Here is a 16,624-nt window from a genome sequence, read left to right as displayed (position 1 = left end):
TTCTAAGCGATCTTTTCATTCTTGTCACCTCATGCTTAATTAGAGCACTTTCAAAAAAAACATTCTATAGATTTTTACTTTACAAACTTTTTGAAAGTGATAAAATGAACTTGTAAAAGAAGAGAGGTTAAACTTATGAAATATTTAGTCACATTATTTTGGGGATTCTTTATTGGACAAGCTGTAAATTATATTGGAAGTTCGTTATCAGGTAGTTCATATGACTTCATTACTGCATCAGGTATTGGTTTATTTATCGGTGTAATGGTTATTTTAATTGCCAAAACTTTTCCAGATCAAAAACATGAGCACGCAACTAAGTAAATCGAACGAAACAAAAAAAGACATTCAGTTGAATGTCTTTTTTGTTTCGTTCAGCCAATATACGGTTATCGGTAATAGAAGTCTTTTATAACCTAAATGGTTTTTTTAGTCGTCTATTATTACCGTCTCATAAGACAATTGGTCTTCTTTTAAGGTAATCGTCACTTTAGATTTTGGTGGAATTTCTCCAGAAATAATCCCTTTAGCTAACGGTGTCTCTACCTCTTTAGTAATAAACCTCTTCAACGGCCTTGCCCCATACATAGGATCATATGCTTTTTCCGCTATCCATATTTGTGCTTCTTCAGAAATTGTCAGTTCAATCTCTTGTTCTGCTAAACGTTCAGACAAGTTGTGTACTAACTTGAGAACAATTTTCTTCACAACTTGTATGCTAAGTGGCGCAAATAAAATCGTATCATCGATTCGATTTAAGAACTCTGGTTTAAAGGATGTTTTTAGCAATGACATCACAAGTTCTTTGGTCGCTTCTTTTATTTGTCCTTGTTCATCTGTCCCTTCCAATAATAGATCAGAACCAATGTTACTTGTCATAATTAGAACGGTATTTTTAAAGTCGACCATTCGACCTTTAGAATCGGTTAAGCGTCCATCATCTAATACTTGTAATAAAATATTAAATACATCTGGATGAGCCTTTTCAATTTCATCTAGCAAGACAATTGTATATGGGCTTCTTCTTACCGCTTCGGTCAACTGTCCTCCTTCATCGTATCCAACATAACCTGGAGGAGCTCCTATCAATCTTGAAACAGTGTGTTTTTCCATATATTCACTCATATCAATTCGCACCATATGATCTTGCGAATCAAATAAATTTTCAGCTAATGCTTTAGCCAATTCCGTTTTCCCAACACCAGTAGGTCCTAAGAATAGGAATGAACCTAATGGACGATTAGGGTCTTGAATACCAGCTCTAGCTCGAATGACCGCATCAGATACACTTTGTACCGCTTCGTCTTGACCGACAACCCGTTCACTTAATGACGTATCTAAGTGCATCAATTTTTCTCGTTCCCCTTTGACTAATCGACTAACAGGAATACCCGTCATTCGACCAATCACAACAGCGATTTCTTCTTCAGTAACTGATTCTTGTACCAGCCTAATTGAATTGCCTTGGGCAGCTAATTGTTCCTCTTCTAGCCTTTTCAATTCTTTTTCTAAAGCAGGTATTTGGCCATGTCTTAAAACAGCGGCACGTTCTAAGTCATAATTGCTTTCAGCTTCTTCTAACTCATGACGTGCTTTTTCAATTTCAGCACGTTTGTCACGCAATTTAGCAACTTCTTCTTTCTCAGTTTCCCATTTCATTTTCAACTGGTTGGCCTCTTCACGTAGATTAGACAATTCTTCTTGAATAATTTCTAATCTTCGCATGCTAGCATCATCTTTTTCTTTTTTCAACGCTGCTTCTTCGATTTCTAGCTGCATTAAACGACGAGAAACTTGATCCAATTCAGTAGGTCGTGAATTCATCTCAACTCGAATAGTCGCACAAGCTTCATCGATTAAATCAATGGCTTTGTCTGGTAAAAAACGATCAGTAATATAACGGTTGGATAACGTTGCAGCAGCAACGATCGCATTGTCATGGATATTTACGCTATGATGAATCTCAAAACGTTCTTTTAATCCTCTTAAAATACTGATGGTTTCTTCTACAGTTGGCTCATCAACCAATACTTTCTGGAAACGTCTTTCTAACGCTTTATCCGTTTCCATATATTTTCGGTATTCATCGAGTGTCGTTGCACCAATACAATGCAAATCGCCACGGGCTAACATAGGTTTCAATAAATTACCGGCATCCATGCTGCCTTCCGTTTTCCCAGCCCCAACGATTGTATGAATCTCATCGATAAATAAGATAATTTGACCTTCACTTTTTTTCACTTCTTTTAAGACTGCTTTTAGTCGTTCTTCAAATTCACCACGGTATTTAGCTCCTGCAATCAATGCTCCCATATCTAATGAAAAAATTGTTTTTCCTTTTAAATTTTCAGGGACGTCTTTTCGCACAATCCGTTGAGCTAATCCCTCTACTATAGCTGTTTTACCGACACCAGGTTCACCAATCAGCACAGGATTGTTCTTCGTTTTACGAGATAAAATACGAATCACATCACGAATTTCATCATCTCTTCCAATAACCGGATCTTGATCTCCACTTCTGACAGCTTTAACCAAATCGATTCCATATTTTTCAAGTGCTTGATAGGATTCTTCTTGATTTTGTGATGTCACACGATCTCCTCCTCTTATTTTTTCAATTTCAGCTTTTAAGGCTTTTTCAGTTAAACCATTCTTAGTTAAATACTTTGTCAAACTATGATTTTTCAATTTCATAAGCGCTAGCAACACAATTTCAGTTGAAAGAAAATCGTCTTTAAAATCCGTTCTGATTTTATCAGCTTCAGTTAATAAATGATATAGATTTTGACTCATACCCTGTCCGTATTGGACGTTTGAGCCTTCTACAGTTGGATAGTTGTCCAATTCTTTGTCTACAAAAGATTCAAAATCAGCAGTGTCAATCCCTAAAGATTGGTAAAGTCCACGTGCAAAATGGTCAGGTGTCAAAAACATTTTCCATAAATGGAGAAGATCAATTTCTTGATGTTTTCTAGTTGCGGCAACACGTTGGGCTTCTCCAAGGGTTTGTTGCATTGTAGTGGTCATTTTTTCTATATCCATTATAACCCCTCCTTGATTTTTTCTACTCTTATTATATTCATTTGGTCAGTAAAGGTCAAATATTTTCTCGTGAAATTTTCGCTTTTTTTTTACTAGTTTAATAATGTTTTGTATTGTAGAAAATTATTTTATCCTTGGCTTTAAGACTAAAAAAAGTCTACCCTAACTTTTTTTAGTAGAGTAAACTTTTTTATCTTACACCCAACGCAATTCTTGCATATCGGCTCATTTTACTTGTATCCCATGCGGGGTACCAGACTAACTTCACTTCAGTTGACAAAACTTCAGGTACGGCTTGCATAGCTTTCATAATATCATTAGTAATCGTATCCACTAATGGGCAACCCATTGTAGTTAACGTTAACTTTATCACACAGTGATTTTCTTCAACTAGTTCAACCCCATAAACTAAGCCTAAATTCACAATATCAATGTTTAATTCTGGATCAATGACTTGTTCTAAAGCAGTTAGTATATTCCCTTTGATTTCATTTACCTTATCTTCATTCCAATTAGTCGGTTCCATGTATGAAACACCTTCTCTTTTTAACTTCATTTTACCTCTTGTCTCTGTCAAAGTAAATCATTTCAATTGGAGTTTGTGATTTTTTTATAAATGATTATTAAAATATTCGGCTGTTTCAACAGAAATTAAATAAGGCACATGATGACCGTAACCTTCAGTTGTTGTAAAACTCACATGCTTTCCATAATCACGATCTTTTATTTTTTTATAGAAATCAAAAGTCGGTTGGTAAGGTACTAAATCGTCATCTTTATCATGCCAAAAGTGAACGAATTTCCCATCAATTTTTTCCGGTTGCAAATTGAGTGAAATCGTTTTTAATGATTCAATAGCAGGAGCAAATTGTTCTGCTTCAAAATCAATTTCTACCCCTTGTTGCCATTTAGACGTCAATAACCATTTAGAAAAAGGGATTGGTGATGGACTTCCCATTAAAACAACAGCTGTTTTCACCCAAGAATATTGCGTTAAAATGGCACTCGTTGTCACGCCACCCATTGAAAGGCCTGCCACTCCAACACGGCTTTGATCCGTTAATCCTGCTTTAACATACTGTTCAATTAAAGAAGGGAACTCAACAATATTGTGTTGGACAACATCCCAAAATTCTAAGCTTCTTTCGTTGACTGGTGCGCCTTTACTTCTCTCTCCATGCAAATAAGCTTCAGGAATTAAGACTCGAAATCCTTTTTTAGCAATTTCATAGCCATGAACTAAAGAACTTTCTTTAAAGTTTGTCCAACCATGATAAAAAACAACAGTCGGTAAAGTTTCATTCATCTTTTCTGTTAAAACTACTTCTAATAATGGTATGCCGTTAATATATTCATGTTTTACTGTTATCATTTATCTATCCTCTTTCTCTATTTATTCTTATAGACTTTGTGGTACACTATTTGTAAAGATTCTATGGAGTTAGTGTATCATAAAAGAAACGTAGAAGCTTTTACAAATACAAATGACTATTAGTCGGAGGATTTTGATGAATAAAAAATTAATTGCTCTTGATTTAGATGGCACTACCTTAAATAATCGTTCAGAGATTTCAGCTAGAACGCAAAATGTTTTAACAACTTTGAGAAATGATGGTCACCTTGTTTCGATTGTAACAGGTAGACCGTATAGAAACAGCAAACAGTTTTATACTCAACTATGTATGGAAACACCCATTGTAAACTTTAACGGTGCTTTATGTCACTTACCTAACCAATTAAACTGGGAATCACAATACCACAAAACTTTAGACCGTGAAATTGCCTTAGATATGTTGACTTTAAAAAAAGAATTAGACATTCATTTAATTGCGGCAGAACTTAGAGATACCGTTTTTGCAGATAACTATTTTGTCCCTTACAGCGATTTCTTTCCTGAAGGTAAAAAAGGTGCATCCAAACTTACAGCCTCTAGTTTGAAAGAAGACCCCACTGCTATTTGTGTTTTTACTGATGCGGAGAATCAAGCCCATATTATTGAAAAAATTTCTGCTCGATACGGAAATACTGTTGAAATTAGAACGTGGGGCGGACAAACGCCTTGTTTAGAAATCGTCGCTGCCGGTGTTCAAAAAGCACTTGGAGTCGAACGTATTGCACAAGTATATGGCATCAAGCAAAAAGATATCATTGCATTTGGCGATGAAGACAATGACTATGAAATGATTCAATATGCCGGACATGGTGTCGTAATGAAAAATGGTATCGATGCTTTAAAACGCATTTCAAATGATGTAACAGAAAAAACAAATAATGAAGATGGACTAGCTCTTTACCTAGAAAATTATTTCGGTTTAGTTTAGTACTTCTCTTATATTAAAAACTACAAAAACAGGTAGCCGCTCAATAGAACGGCTACCTGTTTTTGTAGTTATTTCATTAATCTTGATTCCTTTTGTCGGTCTGAACTCCAAAATTCACCTAGTACTTTATTCGTTTCCATAAAATTGACGAAAGCTGAAGCATCCGCTTCTCTAACGGCTTGTTCTAATTCATACATTTCATAGCGCGTAATGACCATCATTAAAATCGAACGATCCGTTTTTGAATACGCACCTTTTGCAGGAATAATAGTGATTCCTCTGATTAATTTTCCGTGTATTTCTTTCACTAAAGCATCTGGCTCATTGGTCACAATCATCGCTGTCACTTTTTGATGACTGGTATGTACTGTATCAATCATTTTTGTCATTACATAAATTGAAACCAATGTATAAAGCGCATATTCCCAGCCGTACAATAGACCAGCTGATGATACAATCAGTAAATTCATCGCAAAGGTTAGTGTACCAATTGAACGTCCCGTTGTTTTGGCCAAGACCATCGAAATAATATCCATTCCGCCAGTTGAAAAACCATATTTCAACGCAAAACCAATCCCAGTACCACTAATGATTCCTCCAAATAAAGCATTCATCATAGGATCACTCGTCAGTGGATTAATCGGCAATAATATAGTGAAAAATGAAATTAAGATAGACGTCATAAAACTGTATAAAGTGAAATTTCTCCCTACTTTAAACCATCCAAGTAAAGCAATGGGTACATTAAATACAAGAATTAGGATACCCGTATCAATAATAATTCCTGAAGAGTTATCTAATACGCCAGATATTAATTGTGCAATTCCGTTAATGCCAGAAGCATAAATATTAGATGGTATCAAAAAGTTGTTTAAGGCAATTGCATTTGTAATAGCTGCAAAAAAGATGAAAAATATTTTTTTTGCATGTTCAATCCAGAAATTTGGTGTCTTTAATTGTGTCATTATATAACTCCTTATATTCTTAATCAGACAAGGATAACAAGTTTCTTCTTATAAATAAAGGAAAAAATAGTTTTCTTCATTACCCTCTCATTTGTATCCGTTTTCTTCTATTCTATCAGCCTTTTATGGTACAATTCAAAGGGACAATGTAAAAGGAGGAAATAATTATGGCAAAAGAAGCAAGTTTTGATATCGTTTCAGAAATGAATATGGAAGAGATAAAGAATTCCATACAATTGGCAACAAAGGAAATCGCAAATCGATTTGATTTCAAAGGTTCTATCAGCGAAATCAAGTTAGAAAAAGAAAAATTGGTTTTAGTTTCAGATGATGACTTTAAATTAGAACAAGTAAAAGATGTCTTAACGAATAAATTAGTTAAAAGAGGGGTTCCTACCAGAAATCTTCACTACTCTTCAACTGAAAAAGCTTTTGGTGGAAATGTCCGTCAATTCGCTGATTTAATCAGCGGAATTGATAAAGAACATGCAAAAACTATTACTCAATTGATTAAAAAATCGGGTATCAAAGTTAAAACACAAATTCAAGACGATCAAATACGGGTAACTGGTAAAAATCGTGATGATCTTCAACAAGTTATCGCTTTACTAAGAGATGCGAACTTACCAATTGATCTTGAGTTTACAAATTATAGATAACCTAGCATTCCTATTTTTAATGCCGTAAAAAAAAGACCTTCAAATTTTATTTGAAGGTCTTTAGGCTTTGTTGTTTAGAATTCCTCGACTGCTTCCACTGAGACTGTTTTACTTCCTGCAAATAATTTAGATACCGGACAACGTTTTTCAGCTTCTTCTACAATCTTTTTACTTTCTTCAAAAGGTAATTCAGCAATTTTTGCAAAAGCTTCTACATTGAAGAAATACCCGATTCCATTTGGTTCACGCATGAAATCGACATGAACTTCTACACGACTTTTATTTTCTTTTCCTCTTGCTTTTAATAACGATTGAATCGTAGCATTTAAACAAGTACTAAAAGACAACCCAATCAATTCTTCAGGGTTTGTGCCTTCATCCTTATTTAATGGACTAGAAAGTTTAACATTTAATCCATCGTTTTTTACAAATGCATGACCATTCACACCTGTTTCATTGACCATTTCAGCATGAAATAACGGCTTTTGATTTTCCATAAAATCCCTACTTTCTTTTGAAAGTATCTCTAACTTTAAATACTACTTCTTATTTACAGCCTCTTCGATTTTTGGAAGAATACTTTTAGCAATCGTTGATCCAACAATCATCATTTCATAAGCTGCTCTTACGTCCTCTGTTGTACGAGAAAGAAGTCTCATATAGATTTCACCGTCTCCGGCCAGACAAACGCGGTAGTAACCTGTTTTCATTTCATTCAGTTCATTTAAAACTTCTAATACTTGATTTTTTGCATCAAAATTCGTTACATATGCTAATTTATGGTACACGATTTGAAAATCAATAATACCTTCTTCTTTATTATCAAAAACAACTCCAAATGGCAAAGCTTGGCTGTCGTTCAATTTAAATTTACCATTATAAAGAACTTGTCCATTTTTGATTTCTTTCTTAGCTAATGGTACATGTTTATCTTTTAAGATGGCTTCAAAGTTTACTAGTGCTTTATTCATTCTACTATACCCCACTTTTTAAATTCTAATCGCTTTTTCATTTTTAATTATAACGTACTCTATTCATAATGAAAAGAGTATTTAAGAAAACAAAAAAAGTTCTAACTCAATTGAGTTAGAACTTAAAAAAATCATCTTAACGACGGATTTCTTTAATACGAGCTGCTTTTCCGTGTAATTCACGTAAGTAGTACAATTTAGCACGACGTACTTTACCAAAGCGAATAACTTCGATTTGAGCAACACGTGGAGAGTGCATTGGGAATGTACGTTCAACGCCAATTCCGTTAGAAATTTTACGAACTGTATAAGTTTCGCTAATTCCAGCACCACGGCGTTTGATTACAACACCTTCAAATAATTGGATACGTTCTCTAGTACCCTCAACGATTTTAGCATGAACACGTACAGTATCTCCTGGACGGAAAGCTGGGATGTCTTCACGTAATTGTGCGTTAGTGATTGATTCAATTAAATTACTCATTATGTTTTTCTCCTTCCAACAAACCTTCATATATCATAAATAGATACAGCGGAACATCGTTTTAATGGCAGGCTTTGCCCACTCACTAAACTAGTTTAACATATGACTAATTAGGTGTAAAGTAAATTTCCTTTGTTTTTGTAAAAAAATTCATTCTACAGACCATGCGTTTTTCTATTTTCTAAAGCATTTCTTGTTCTTTTTCGATCTCAAGTAAGTACTTTTTCTGTTCATCTGATAGATCAAGTGCCTCTAACATATCTGGCCGTCTTTCAAATGTCCGTCTGATTGACTCTTTATCTTGCCACTCTTTTATTTTTTTATGATTACCACTAATCAACACATCTGGAACTTTCATTCCGCGATATTCTGCTGGTCTAGTGTATTGGGGATGCTCCAAAAGGCCCGTAGAATGAGAATCTGTTTTAGCCGACTGATCGTTTCCTAAAACTTCAGGTAGCAAACGAACAGTTGCATCAATCATCACCATTGCACCTAATTCGCCACCGGTTAGCACATAATCGCCTAAAGAAATTTCATCTGTTACCAATGTACGAATTCGTTCGTCATACCCTTCATAATGGCCACAAATAAATACTAAGTGCTCTTCTTCAGCTAATTCTTCTGCTACAGATTGCGTAAATGGAACACCTGCAGGATCTAATAAAATGACGCGCTTTTTAGTATCCGGAGAAACTTCATTTATGGCATCCATTGCTGAAAAAATAGGTTGTGCTGTCAATAACATTCCAGCACCACCACCATATGGATAATCATCTACATTTTGATGCTTATTCTCGGTATAATCTCTAAAATTCATTACATTTACTTGTAGCAAGTCTTTTCCAATAGCTTTTCCAATAATGGACTCAGTCAATGGACCTTGGAACATTCTGGGAAACAAGGTCAAAACATCAATTTTCATTAATCATCTAACCCTTCCATGATATGAATAGTCACAAGTTGATTCTCTAAATCAACATTTAATACGATTTCTTCAATATATGGAATCAATAAATCTTTCTTTTTAGGACGTTCAATCACCCATACATCATTAGCACCTGGTGACATGACTTCACTAATTTTTCCAATGACATTCTTTTCGTCATCTTGAACAGTTAGACCAATAATTTGGTGTAAATAAAATTCATTTTCAGGTAACTCAGTTAATCTATCTTCACTGACTTTCAACATACAGTCACGGTATTTTTCTACATCGTTAATATTAGGATGATTCTCAAAAGAAAGAATATCAAAATTTTTGTGTTTGCGATGGCTTGCAACTGTTAATTCCGTTACTTTTTTTCCATCTTTAAATAAAGATAAAGTAGAACCTTTTTTATATCTTTCTTCTGGAAAGTCAGTTTTTGAAATAACACGCACTTCACCTTTGATTCCCTGTGTATTCACAATTTTTCCTACATTGTATAATTTTGTCATTGTATTCCCTCATTTATCAGTAATTTTCATATTAAAATATCGTTTAGTTGAATGCTCATTAAAATCATTTATAAAAAAAGAAACCATCTCTTATTGAAGAAATGATTTCTTTTTCGGAATTTAGCTATTTACAATTGTTAATCTTACACGTTTGGGTCCAAGGACTCTAACACTGTAAACAATTGTACGAATAGCTTTTGCTACGCGACCTTTTTTTCCAATTATTCGCCCTACATCATCAGGATGAACGGACAATTGATAATCTAAAAACTCTTCAGTTTCTACTACATCAATCATTAATTCATCAGGATGACTAACAAGAGGACTCACAACTGTAAGAATTAATTCTTTTATGTCAGCCATAGAAAAACATCCTTTTATTTAGTGTTTTTTGATTCATGGAATTTTTTCATAATGCCTTCTTTTGAAAGGATGTTACGAATTGTATCAGAAGGTTGAGCACCATTAGCTAACCATTTTAATACTGCTTCTTCGTCCACTTTTACTTCTGCTGGATTAACAACTGGATTGTATGTTCCTACAGTTTCGATGAAACGTCCATCACGTGGAGAACGTGAATCTGCAACTACGATACGGTAAAATGGATTTCTTTTAGATCCCATGCGTTTTAAACGAATTTTTACTGCCATATTTCTTACACCTCCATTAACTATCTCACAATAAGTAGTTTACCAGTTTATTTATAGCTTGTAAAGTGTTTTTTCTTTACAGGTGAATTTTTTTTTATAAATTGGTCATTTACTATTATAAGAGATTATTTGCGACTATTTTTATTTTTTTTCTTCATTTTTTTCTTATTCTTGCGCACCATAGTATTCATAGCCATTTTGCCAAGTTTACCTTTTACACCTTGGCCAAATAAATTTTCCATGCCGTTCATATTGCCTTTAGACATTTGACTCATCATTTTTTTAGATTCATTGAATTGTTTGATCATTCGATTTACTTCAGCAATCGGACGAGCAGATCCTCGAGCGATTCTACGACGTCTGCTTTGAGATAAGATATCTGGATTCTCTCTCTCTTGCGGTGTCATAGACAACACGATAGCTTTCATTCGAGCCGTATCTTTTGGATCGATTTGAAGTTTATCTAATCCTGGGACATTATTCATACCTGGAATCATTTTTAGAATGTCTTCAATTGGTCCCATATTGCTGACTTGATCCATTTGTTCAATAAAGTCATTGAAATCAAAACTATTCTCACGTAACTTCGTGATCATTTCTTCCGATTTCTTTTCATCAAAATCTTGTTGAGCCTTTTCAATTAGCGTTAACATGTCTCCCATACCTAAAATACGGTTAGCCATGCGATCTGGATAGAATGGTTCTAAAGCATCTAGTTTTTCACCAGACCCTGTAAATTTGATTGGTTTCCCGGTAACTGCACGGATGGAAAGTGCAGCTCCTCCACGAGTATCACCATCTAATTTTGTCAAGATAACTCCAGTGATATCTAATTGTTCATCAAAAGAAGCAGCAACATTGGCAGCTTCTTGCCCAGTCATTGCATCAACAACCAAGAAAATTTCTGTTGGTTGTGTAGTCTCTTTGATGTCACTTAATTCTTGCATCAATGTTTCGTCAATTTGCAAACGTCCAGCAGTATCGATCAGTACAAAGTCTAAATGTTCTGCTTTAGCTTTTTCAATCCCTTGTCTGGCAATTTCAACAGGACTTACTTGATCTCCCATAGAAAAAACGGGTACATCTAATTGTTTCCCAATCGTTTCCAATTGTTGGATAGCAGCTGGACGATAGATATCAGCAGCTACCAGTAAAGGGCGCTTGTTTTGATTTTTGCGTAAATAGCTAGCTAACTTACCAGCTGTAGTGGTTTTACCGGCTCCTTGTAGCCCTACCATCATGACAACGGTTGGTGCTTTTGCTGCCGTTTGGATGGTAGCTTGTTCTCCACCCATTAATTCTGTTAATTCTTCGCTAACAATTTTAATGATTTGTTGTCCTGGAGAAAGGCTCTCCAACACTTCTGCTCCTACTGCTCGGGCACTAACCGTTTTCACAAAATCTTTTACAACTTTGAAGTTAACGTCAGCTTCTAGTAAAGCTAAGCGTACTTCTCTCATCATTTCTTTTACATCAGCTTCAGTAACTTTCCCTTTGCGACGCATTTTCGTCATCGCACTTTGGAGACGTTCTGTTAAACCTTCAAATGCCATTACACTTCACCATTCCTTTATTTCTCGTCTCTATCTTTTTTTAATAATTGAATAAACTGTTCTAACGACTCATCTTTTGGATAATGACTTTTAATGTAACGCGACATATCCTCTACGACTGCCTTTGTTGTGTTGAAATCTTCTAATAAATGCAATTTCCGTTCATATTCCATTAAACTATTTTCAGTGCGCCTTATGTTATCATAAATTGCTTGACGACTCACTTCAAATTCTTCTGCAATTTCGCCTAAAGAAAAATCATCTGCATAGTATAATTGCATGTAACTTTTTTGTTTCTCAGTCAATAAAGAGCCATAGAAATCGAATAAGGCGTTCATTTGATTCGTTTTTTCAATTTCCATTTTAACCCTTCTTTCTTCGCTTAACAACTGTCAAGGAAAACACGTTTACACACCTTAATAGCGTACCTATTTTTGCGTCAATAGTCAATAGTTTGTCATGTTTTTGCAAAACATTTATTTCTTCTAATACCTATTGCTAGCTGAATAGAAAAGAACACCTTCGCAGTTAATTAACCAGTAGCGAAGGTGTTCTTTTTAATTAAATTTGCTTAGTTTTTACCATTACGGTACTCTTCAATATTTGATTTGATATTTGAAACTTTTGGACCATAAATCACTTGAGCGTTATTCCCTTTTACTACCACTCCAGCTGCTCCAGTTGCTTTCAATTGAGCTTGATCAACTAATTGACCATCTTTTACGGTAACTCGCAAACGAGTTGCGCAGTTATCTACATCAATCAAATTTGCTTCTCCACCAAGCCCTTCGATAATACTGATAGATATTTCATCAGCAGGATTAACCGGTTTTGTAGAAGTAGCATCACTTGCAGTTGATGTGCTAGCTAAATATTCATCTATATTTGATTTAATGTTCGAAACTTTTGGACCATAAATCACTTGAGCGTTATTCCCTTTTACTACCACTCCAGCTGCTCCAGTTGCTTTCAATTGAGCTTGATCAACCAATTTCCCATCTTTAATCGTAACTCTTAAACGAGTTGCACAGTTATCTACATCAATTAAATTATCTTTCCCACCTAGACCAGCAATAATGTCTTGTGACATTTCATCTTGAATGGGTTCGTTAGTTGCTTTTTCACCAGCTTTTTTAGCTTGGTAATCAGCTTTTGTATACATTTTTGACTCAGCCACTTCGTCTTCACGACCAGGCGTTTTTAAATCGAATTTCGTAATGAAGAAACGGAAAACGAAGTAATAAACAAGCGCATATACGATTCCTACTAGCACAACGGGTATCCAGTTTGTAATCCCTTGTCCTGGTAAAATACCATACAACACGAAGTCGAGTAAGCCACCTGAGAAGGTCAATCCTACTCCAACATTTAAGAAGTGCATAATCACAAATGAGAAGGCTGCTAATACACAATGTACTCCAAAGTATAAGAACGGTGAAGCAAATAAGAATGAAAATTCCAACGGTTCAGTAATACCAGTGAATATTGACGTTAAGGAAGAAGACATCATCAGTCCTTTAACATCTTTTTTACGTTCTGGTTTAGCCGTTTGATACATAGCATATGCTGCTGCTGGGAAACCAAAAATCATGAATGGGAACATTCCAGAGAAGAATTTAGCAGCTTCAGGATCTACTACTTGTCCATTAGCTAATTGTGAGAAGATAATATTTTGTGCTCCTTCTACTACTGTACCATTGATTTCAGCTGTTCCTCCAAGTGCTGTTTGCCAGAAGGGAAGATAAAACACGTGGTGCAATCCTAGTGGAATCAATGCACGGTAAATAAAGCCGTAAAGGAATGTTCCAACATATCCAAGATCTGCTACAACAGAACCTAACCATGCAATTGCTGCACCAGCGTATGGCCATGCAAAAGCTAAAATCATCCCAACGATTACAGCCGCAAACGCTGATACAATTGGTATGAAACGCGTTCCAGAAAAGAATGATAAAGCATCTGGTAATTCAATTTTATAATAACGATTGTGTAAAGTTGCAACCACTAGACCCATAATGATCCCACCAAATACCCCAGTGTTCATAGTTGTCTCAAAACCAAGCACAGATCCGATTAAACCGGGTGTTTGTTGCAATGTTTCAATACTTCCGAAGTTTGTTATGCTGCTTGTTAATGATGCATACATCATTAAGTAAGCTACAACAGCAGATAGAGCTGCTACTTCTTTAGCTGCCTTTGCCATTCCTAAAGCAACTCCAACAGCAAATAATAATGGCAGATTATCAAATATAATGGTTCCACAATCTTTAAGGACTGTTAAAATACCATACAAAATAGTACCTTCACCTAATAACCATTCTAAATCATATAGGCCAACAAATGATTCTCCTGTAAAAGAGGATCCTATTCCTAATAACAAACCTGCTACAGGAAGTAACGCAATCGGCAGCATAAATGTTTTACCCATTTTTTGCAAACCTTCAAATAATTTATCCTTCACTTCTTTTCCTCCTTGAATCTAAAATAATTGCTTGCATAGAACATGCATAAAGATGAATAATATCATACTGAACTATCCTATCACATTATTACGCTACATTCAAAATGAAAACGTACACATGTTCATTAAAAAAAACCTATCTCTAAAAATTGCTTTAGAGGTAGGTTTTTAAGTTAACTATTAAATAGAATTTTGAATTAATTCGCTGAATAAACCGTAGATGTATTCATTCGGATCGAATACTTGTAAGTCATCCATACTTTCACCTAAGCCAACGAATTTAACCGGAATATCTAATTCTTTACGAATGGCTAAAACAATTCCACCTTTTGCTGTGCCATCTAATTTAGTTAATACAATTCCTGTTACATCTGTTGTCTGTTTAAATTGTTTAGCTTGATTCATTGCATTTTGTCCAGTTGTTGCATCTAGCACTAACAATACTTCATGCGGTCCACCTGGAATTTCACGTTCAATGATTCGTTTCATTTTTTCTAATTCGTTCATCAAATTCACTTTATTTTGTAACCTTCCAGCCGTATCAACAAATAAAATATCCGCTTCTTTTTGTTTAGCTTCTTTTATAGCGTCAAATACGACAGCTGCTGGATCTCCACCTGCCTTACCACTGACAACTTCTGCTCCAACACGATCACCCCAAACATGTAATTGTTCGATCGCTCCAGCTCTAAATGTATCTCCAGCTGCCAACATAACCTTTTTTCCTTCTTGTTGATACAGATGAGCCATTTTACCAATTGTGGTTGTTTTACCTACACCATTTACACCAACCAATAAAATTACTGTTAATCCTGCAGGGTTTATATTAATTTCAGGTTTATCAGTATTGCCTTTTTCATAAATTTCAACCATTTTTTCAATTATGACTTGCTGAACTTCATTTGAAGCTTTTGCATTTTTCAATTTCACTTCTTGACGTAAAGCATCAGTAATTTCCATTGTTGATTCAAAGCCAACATCTGCTCCAATCAACACTTCTTCGAGTTCATCAAAAAAATCTTCATCAACTGTTCTAAAATTTGCAAACAGTTCATTCATGCGTTGCGAAAATGTTTTTCTCGTTTTCTCTAAACCTTTTTCATATTTCTCCGTTACTTCTGTGGTCTCAACTTTTTCTTCACCGGTAAAAGCTTTCTTTATTTTATCAAATAATCCCATTTTACACCCTCTTCTCTTGGCATTGTTCCTATTTAATTAAGTACAAACTTTTGAATAGCATGTGCGACACCATGTTCTTCATTTGTTTTGGTGATGTATTGTGCCATAGCTTTGATTTCATCCGTTGCATTTCCCATTGCTACTCCCATACCAGCATATTCAATCATTGCTGCATCGTTAGCTTCATCACCTAAAGACATGACCTCAGAAGCTTCAAAGCCTAGCAAGTCAGCTAAAACGGCTATTCCGCTGCCTTTATCGACACCTTTAGGCATTAATTCTAGTAATACAGGTCGTGATTTCATAATAGTATACTTTTCATGGAAATGAACTGGAATTTTTTTAATGGCTTCGTCTAGACTAGTTTGTTCATAACAAAAAACGGTTTTATTGATTGCAATATCTTCAGACACATGTTCCATCTCAATTGGAACATACGGTAAGGCTCTCATAACCGTTGGGTAAAGTGAATCGCGACCTTCAGGATATGGTGGTTCATAAATTTTTTCTAAATCAATGAAGTTACAAGGAACATTGATTTCTTTACTTAGTGCAAAAATTTCTTCAATTTCAACTTTCGTTAATGTTTTTTTAGATAGGACTTCACCAGTATCCGTGCGTTGTACTAGTCCACCATTGTACGTAATGCCATAGTCTCCAACTTCTCTTAAGTTTAATTCTTCTAAATAAGAAATCATGCCTAATAAAGGTCTACCTGTACAAAGGACCACTTTAACGCCTTGTTCCTTTGCCTTCTTTATGACTTCTTTATTCTCATCTGATATGATGTGTTCTCTATTTAATAATGTACCATCTAAATCAATTGCAACTAATTTAATCATGATTTAACCCCAATCCTTTTTATTACTTGTTTAAAAAGAAAAAGATCGACACTTATC

Annotated in this window: 19 protein-coding genes; 3 read left to right on the top strand and 16 right to left on the bottom strand. The window is 35.0% G+C overall.

Translation table 11 applies throughout. The annotated features are described in order from the left end of the window. The first annotated feature begins 135 nt into the window (after positions 1-135). Complete coding sequence (locus BP18_RS04670; RefSeq protein WP_029277324.1) at positions 136-324, top strand: YjzD family protein; 189 nt, start codon at positions 136-138, stop codon at positions 322-324. Between the two features lie 105 nt (positions 325-429). Here the strand turns inward: BP18_RS04670 and clpB are convergent, their stop codons facing one another. The 3 genes from clpB to BP18_RS04655 form a co-directional block, all read right to left on the bottom strand. Continuing rightward, the gene (gene clpB, locus BP18_RS04665) at positions 430-3,042 is read right to left on the bottom strand and encodes an ATP-dependent chaperone ClpB (RefSeq protein ID WP_029277326.1); all 2,613 of its coding nucleotides are present in this window, start codon (positions 3,040-3,042) and stop codon (positions 430-432) included. A 190-nt stretch (positions 3,043-3,232) separates the two neighbouring features. Beyond that, positions 3,233-3,568, bottom strand: a complete 336-nt coding sequence (locus BP18_RS04660) for a metal-sulfur cluster assembly factor (protein ID WP_029277328.1) — start codon at positions 3,566-3,568, stop codon at positions 3,233-3,235. Positions 3,569-3,652: 84 nt separating this feature from the next. Continuing rightward, complete coding sequence (locus BP18_RS04655; protein WP_029277330.1) at positions 3,653-4,414, bottom strand: prolyl oligopeptidase family serine peptidase; 762 nt, start codon at positions 4,412-4,414, stop codon at positions 3,653-3,655. Positions 4,415-4,550: 136 nt separating this feature from the next. Here BP18_RS04655 and BP18_RS04650 point away from each other — a divergent pair, with 136 nt between their 5' ends. Further along, a complete protein-coding gene (locus tag BP18_RS04650; RefSeq protein WP_029277332.1) occupies positions 4,551-5,363 on the top strand; it encodes a Cof-type HAD-IIB family hydrolase in 813 nt (270 codons plus the stop codon). A 68-nt stretch (positions 5,364-5,431) separates the two neighbouring features. Here BP18_RS04650 and BP18_RS04645 read toward each other — a convergent pair whose 3' ends face one another. Beyond that, a complete protein-coding gene (locus BP18_RS04645) occupies positions 5,432-6,328 on the bottom strand; it encodes a YitT family protein (RefSeq protein ID WP_029277334.1) in 897 nt (298 codons plus the stop codon). 167 nt (positions 6,329-6,495) lie between these two features. On the opposite strand from BP18_RS04645, the gene BP18_RS04640 reads away from it, so the two are divergent. Then, complete coding sequence (locus BP18_RS04640; protein WP_007725937.1) at positions 6,496-6,987, top strand: YajQ family cyclic di-GMP-binding protein; 492 nt, start codon at positions 6,496-6,498, stop codon at positions 6,985-6,987. A 74-nt stretch (positions 6,988-7,061) separates the two neighbouring features. Here the strand turns inward: BP18_RS04640 and BP18_RS04635 are convergent, their stop codons facing one another. From BP18_RS04635 to yidA, 12 genes are all read right to left on the bottom strand, one after another. After that, positions 7,062-7,484: an OsmC family protein gene (locus BP18_RS04635; protein WP_029277336.1), complete on the bottom strand. Its 423-nt coding sequence runs from the start codon at positions 7,482-7,484 to the stop codon at positions 7,062-7,064. 42 nt (positions 7,485-7,526) lie between these two features. Next, the gene (locus tag BP18_RS04630; RefSeq protein WP_007725939.1) at positions 7,527-7,958 is read right to left on the bottom strand and encodes a hypothetical protein; all 432 of its coding nucleotides are present in this window, start codon (positions 7,956-7,958) and stop codon (positions 7,527-7,529) included. A 136-nt stretch (positions 7,959-8,094) separates the two neighbouring features. Beyond that, on the bottom strand, positions 8,095-8,442 hold the full coding sequence (gene rplS, locus BP18_RS04625) for a 50S ribosomal protein L19 (protein WP_035050374.1): 348 nt from the start codon (positions 8,440-8,442) through the stop codon (positions 8,095-8,097). Between the two features lie 181 nt (positions 8,443-8,623). After that, a complete protein-coding gene (gene trmD, locus BP18_RS04620; RefSeq protein ID WP_029277340.1) occupies positions 8,624-9,367 on the bottom strand; it encodes a tRNA (guanosine(37)-N1)-methyltransferase TrmD in 744 nt (247 codons plus the stop codon). Next, entirely contained in the window at positions 9,367-9,882 is a 516-nt protein-coding gene (rimM, locus tag BP18_RS04615; RefSeq protein ID WP_029277342.1) for a ribosome maturation factor RimM, read from the bottom strand. The genes trmD and rimM overlap by 1 nt, the downstream gene beginning before the upstream one ends. Positions 9,883-10,002: 120 nt before the next feature. Beyond that, on the bottom strand, positions 10,003-10,245 hold the full coding sequence (locus BP18_RS04610) for a KH domain-containing protein (RefSeq protein ID WP_029277344.1): 243 nt from the start codon (positions 10,243-10,245) through the stop codon (positions 10,003-10,005). Positions 10,246-10,259: 14 nt separating this feature from the next. After that, positions 10,260-10,532 carry a 30S ribosomal protein S16 gene (gene rpsP, locus BP18_RS04605; RefSeq protein ID WP_029277346.1) on the bottom strand — a complete coding sequence of 91 codons (273 nt, stop codon included), beginning with the start codon at positions 10,530-10,532 and terminating at the stop codon, positions 10,260-10,262. A 125-nt stretch (positions 10,533-10,657) separates the two neighbouring features. Continuing rightward, on the bottom strand, positions 10,658-12,085 hold the full coding sequence (ffh, locus tag BP18_RS04600; protein WP_029277348.1) for a signal recognition particle protein: 1,428 nt from the start codon (positions 12,083-12,085) through the stop codon (positions 10,658-10,660). Between the two features lie 17 nt (positions 12,086-12,102). After that, positions 12,103-12,447: a putative DNA-binding protein gene (locus BP18_RS04595; protein WP_007723719.1), complete on the bottom strand. Its 345-nt coding sequence runs from the start codon at positions 12,445-12,447 to the stop codon at positions 12,103-12,105. A gap of 209 nt (positions 12,448-12,656) precedes the next feature. After that, positions 12,657-14,546 (bottom strand): PTS transporter subunit EIIC, encoded by a 1,890-nt coding sequence (locus BP18_RS04590; RefSeq protein WP_029277349.1) that lies wholly within the window; start codon positions 14,544-14,546, stop codon positions 12,657-12,659. A gap of 180 nt (positions 14,547-14,726) precedes the next feature. Further along, positions 14,727-15,725: a signal recognition particle-docking protein FtsY gene (gene ftsY, locus BP18_RS04585; RefSeq protein ID WP_007723723.1), complete on the bottom strand. Its 999-nt coding sequence runs from the start codon at positions 15,723-15,725 to the stop codon at positions 14,727-14,729. A gap of 32 nt (positions 15,726-15,757) precedes the next feature. Continuing rightward, complete coding sequence (yidA, locus tag BP18_RS04580; RefSeq protein WP_007723726.1) at positions 15,758-16,567, bottom strand: sugar-phosphatase; 810 nt, start codon at positions 16,565-16,567, stop codon at positions 15,758-15,760. Between the last annotated feature and the right edge of the window lie 57 nt (positions 16,568-16,624).

The sequence above is a fragment of the Carnobacterium jeotgali MS3 genome (genome assembly GCF_000745125.1).
Taxonomy (GTDB): Bacteria; Bacillota; Bacilli; order Lactobacillales; family Carnobacteriaceae; genus Carnobacterium_B; species Carnobacterium_B jeotgali.
This window is presented reverse-complemented; position numbering and strand designations above follow the sequence as displayed.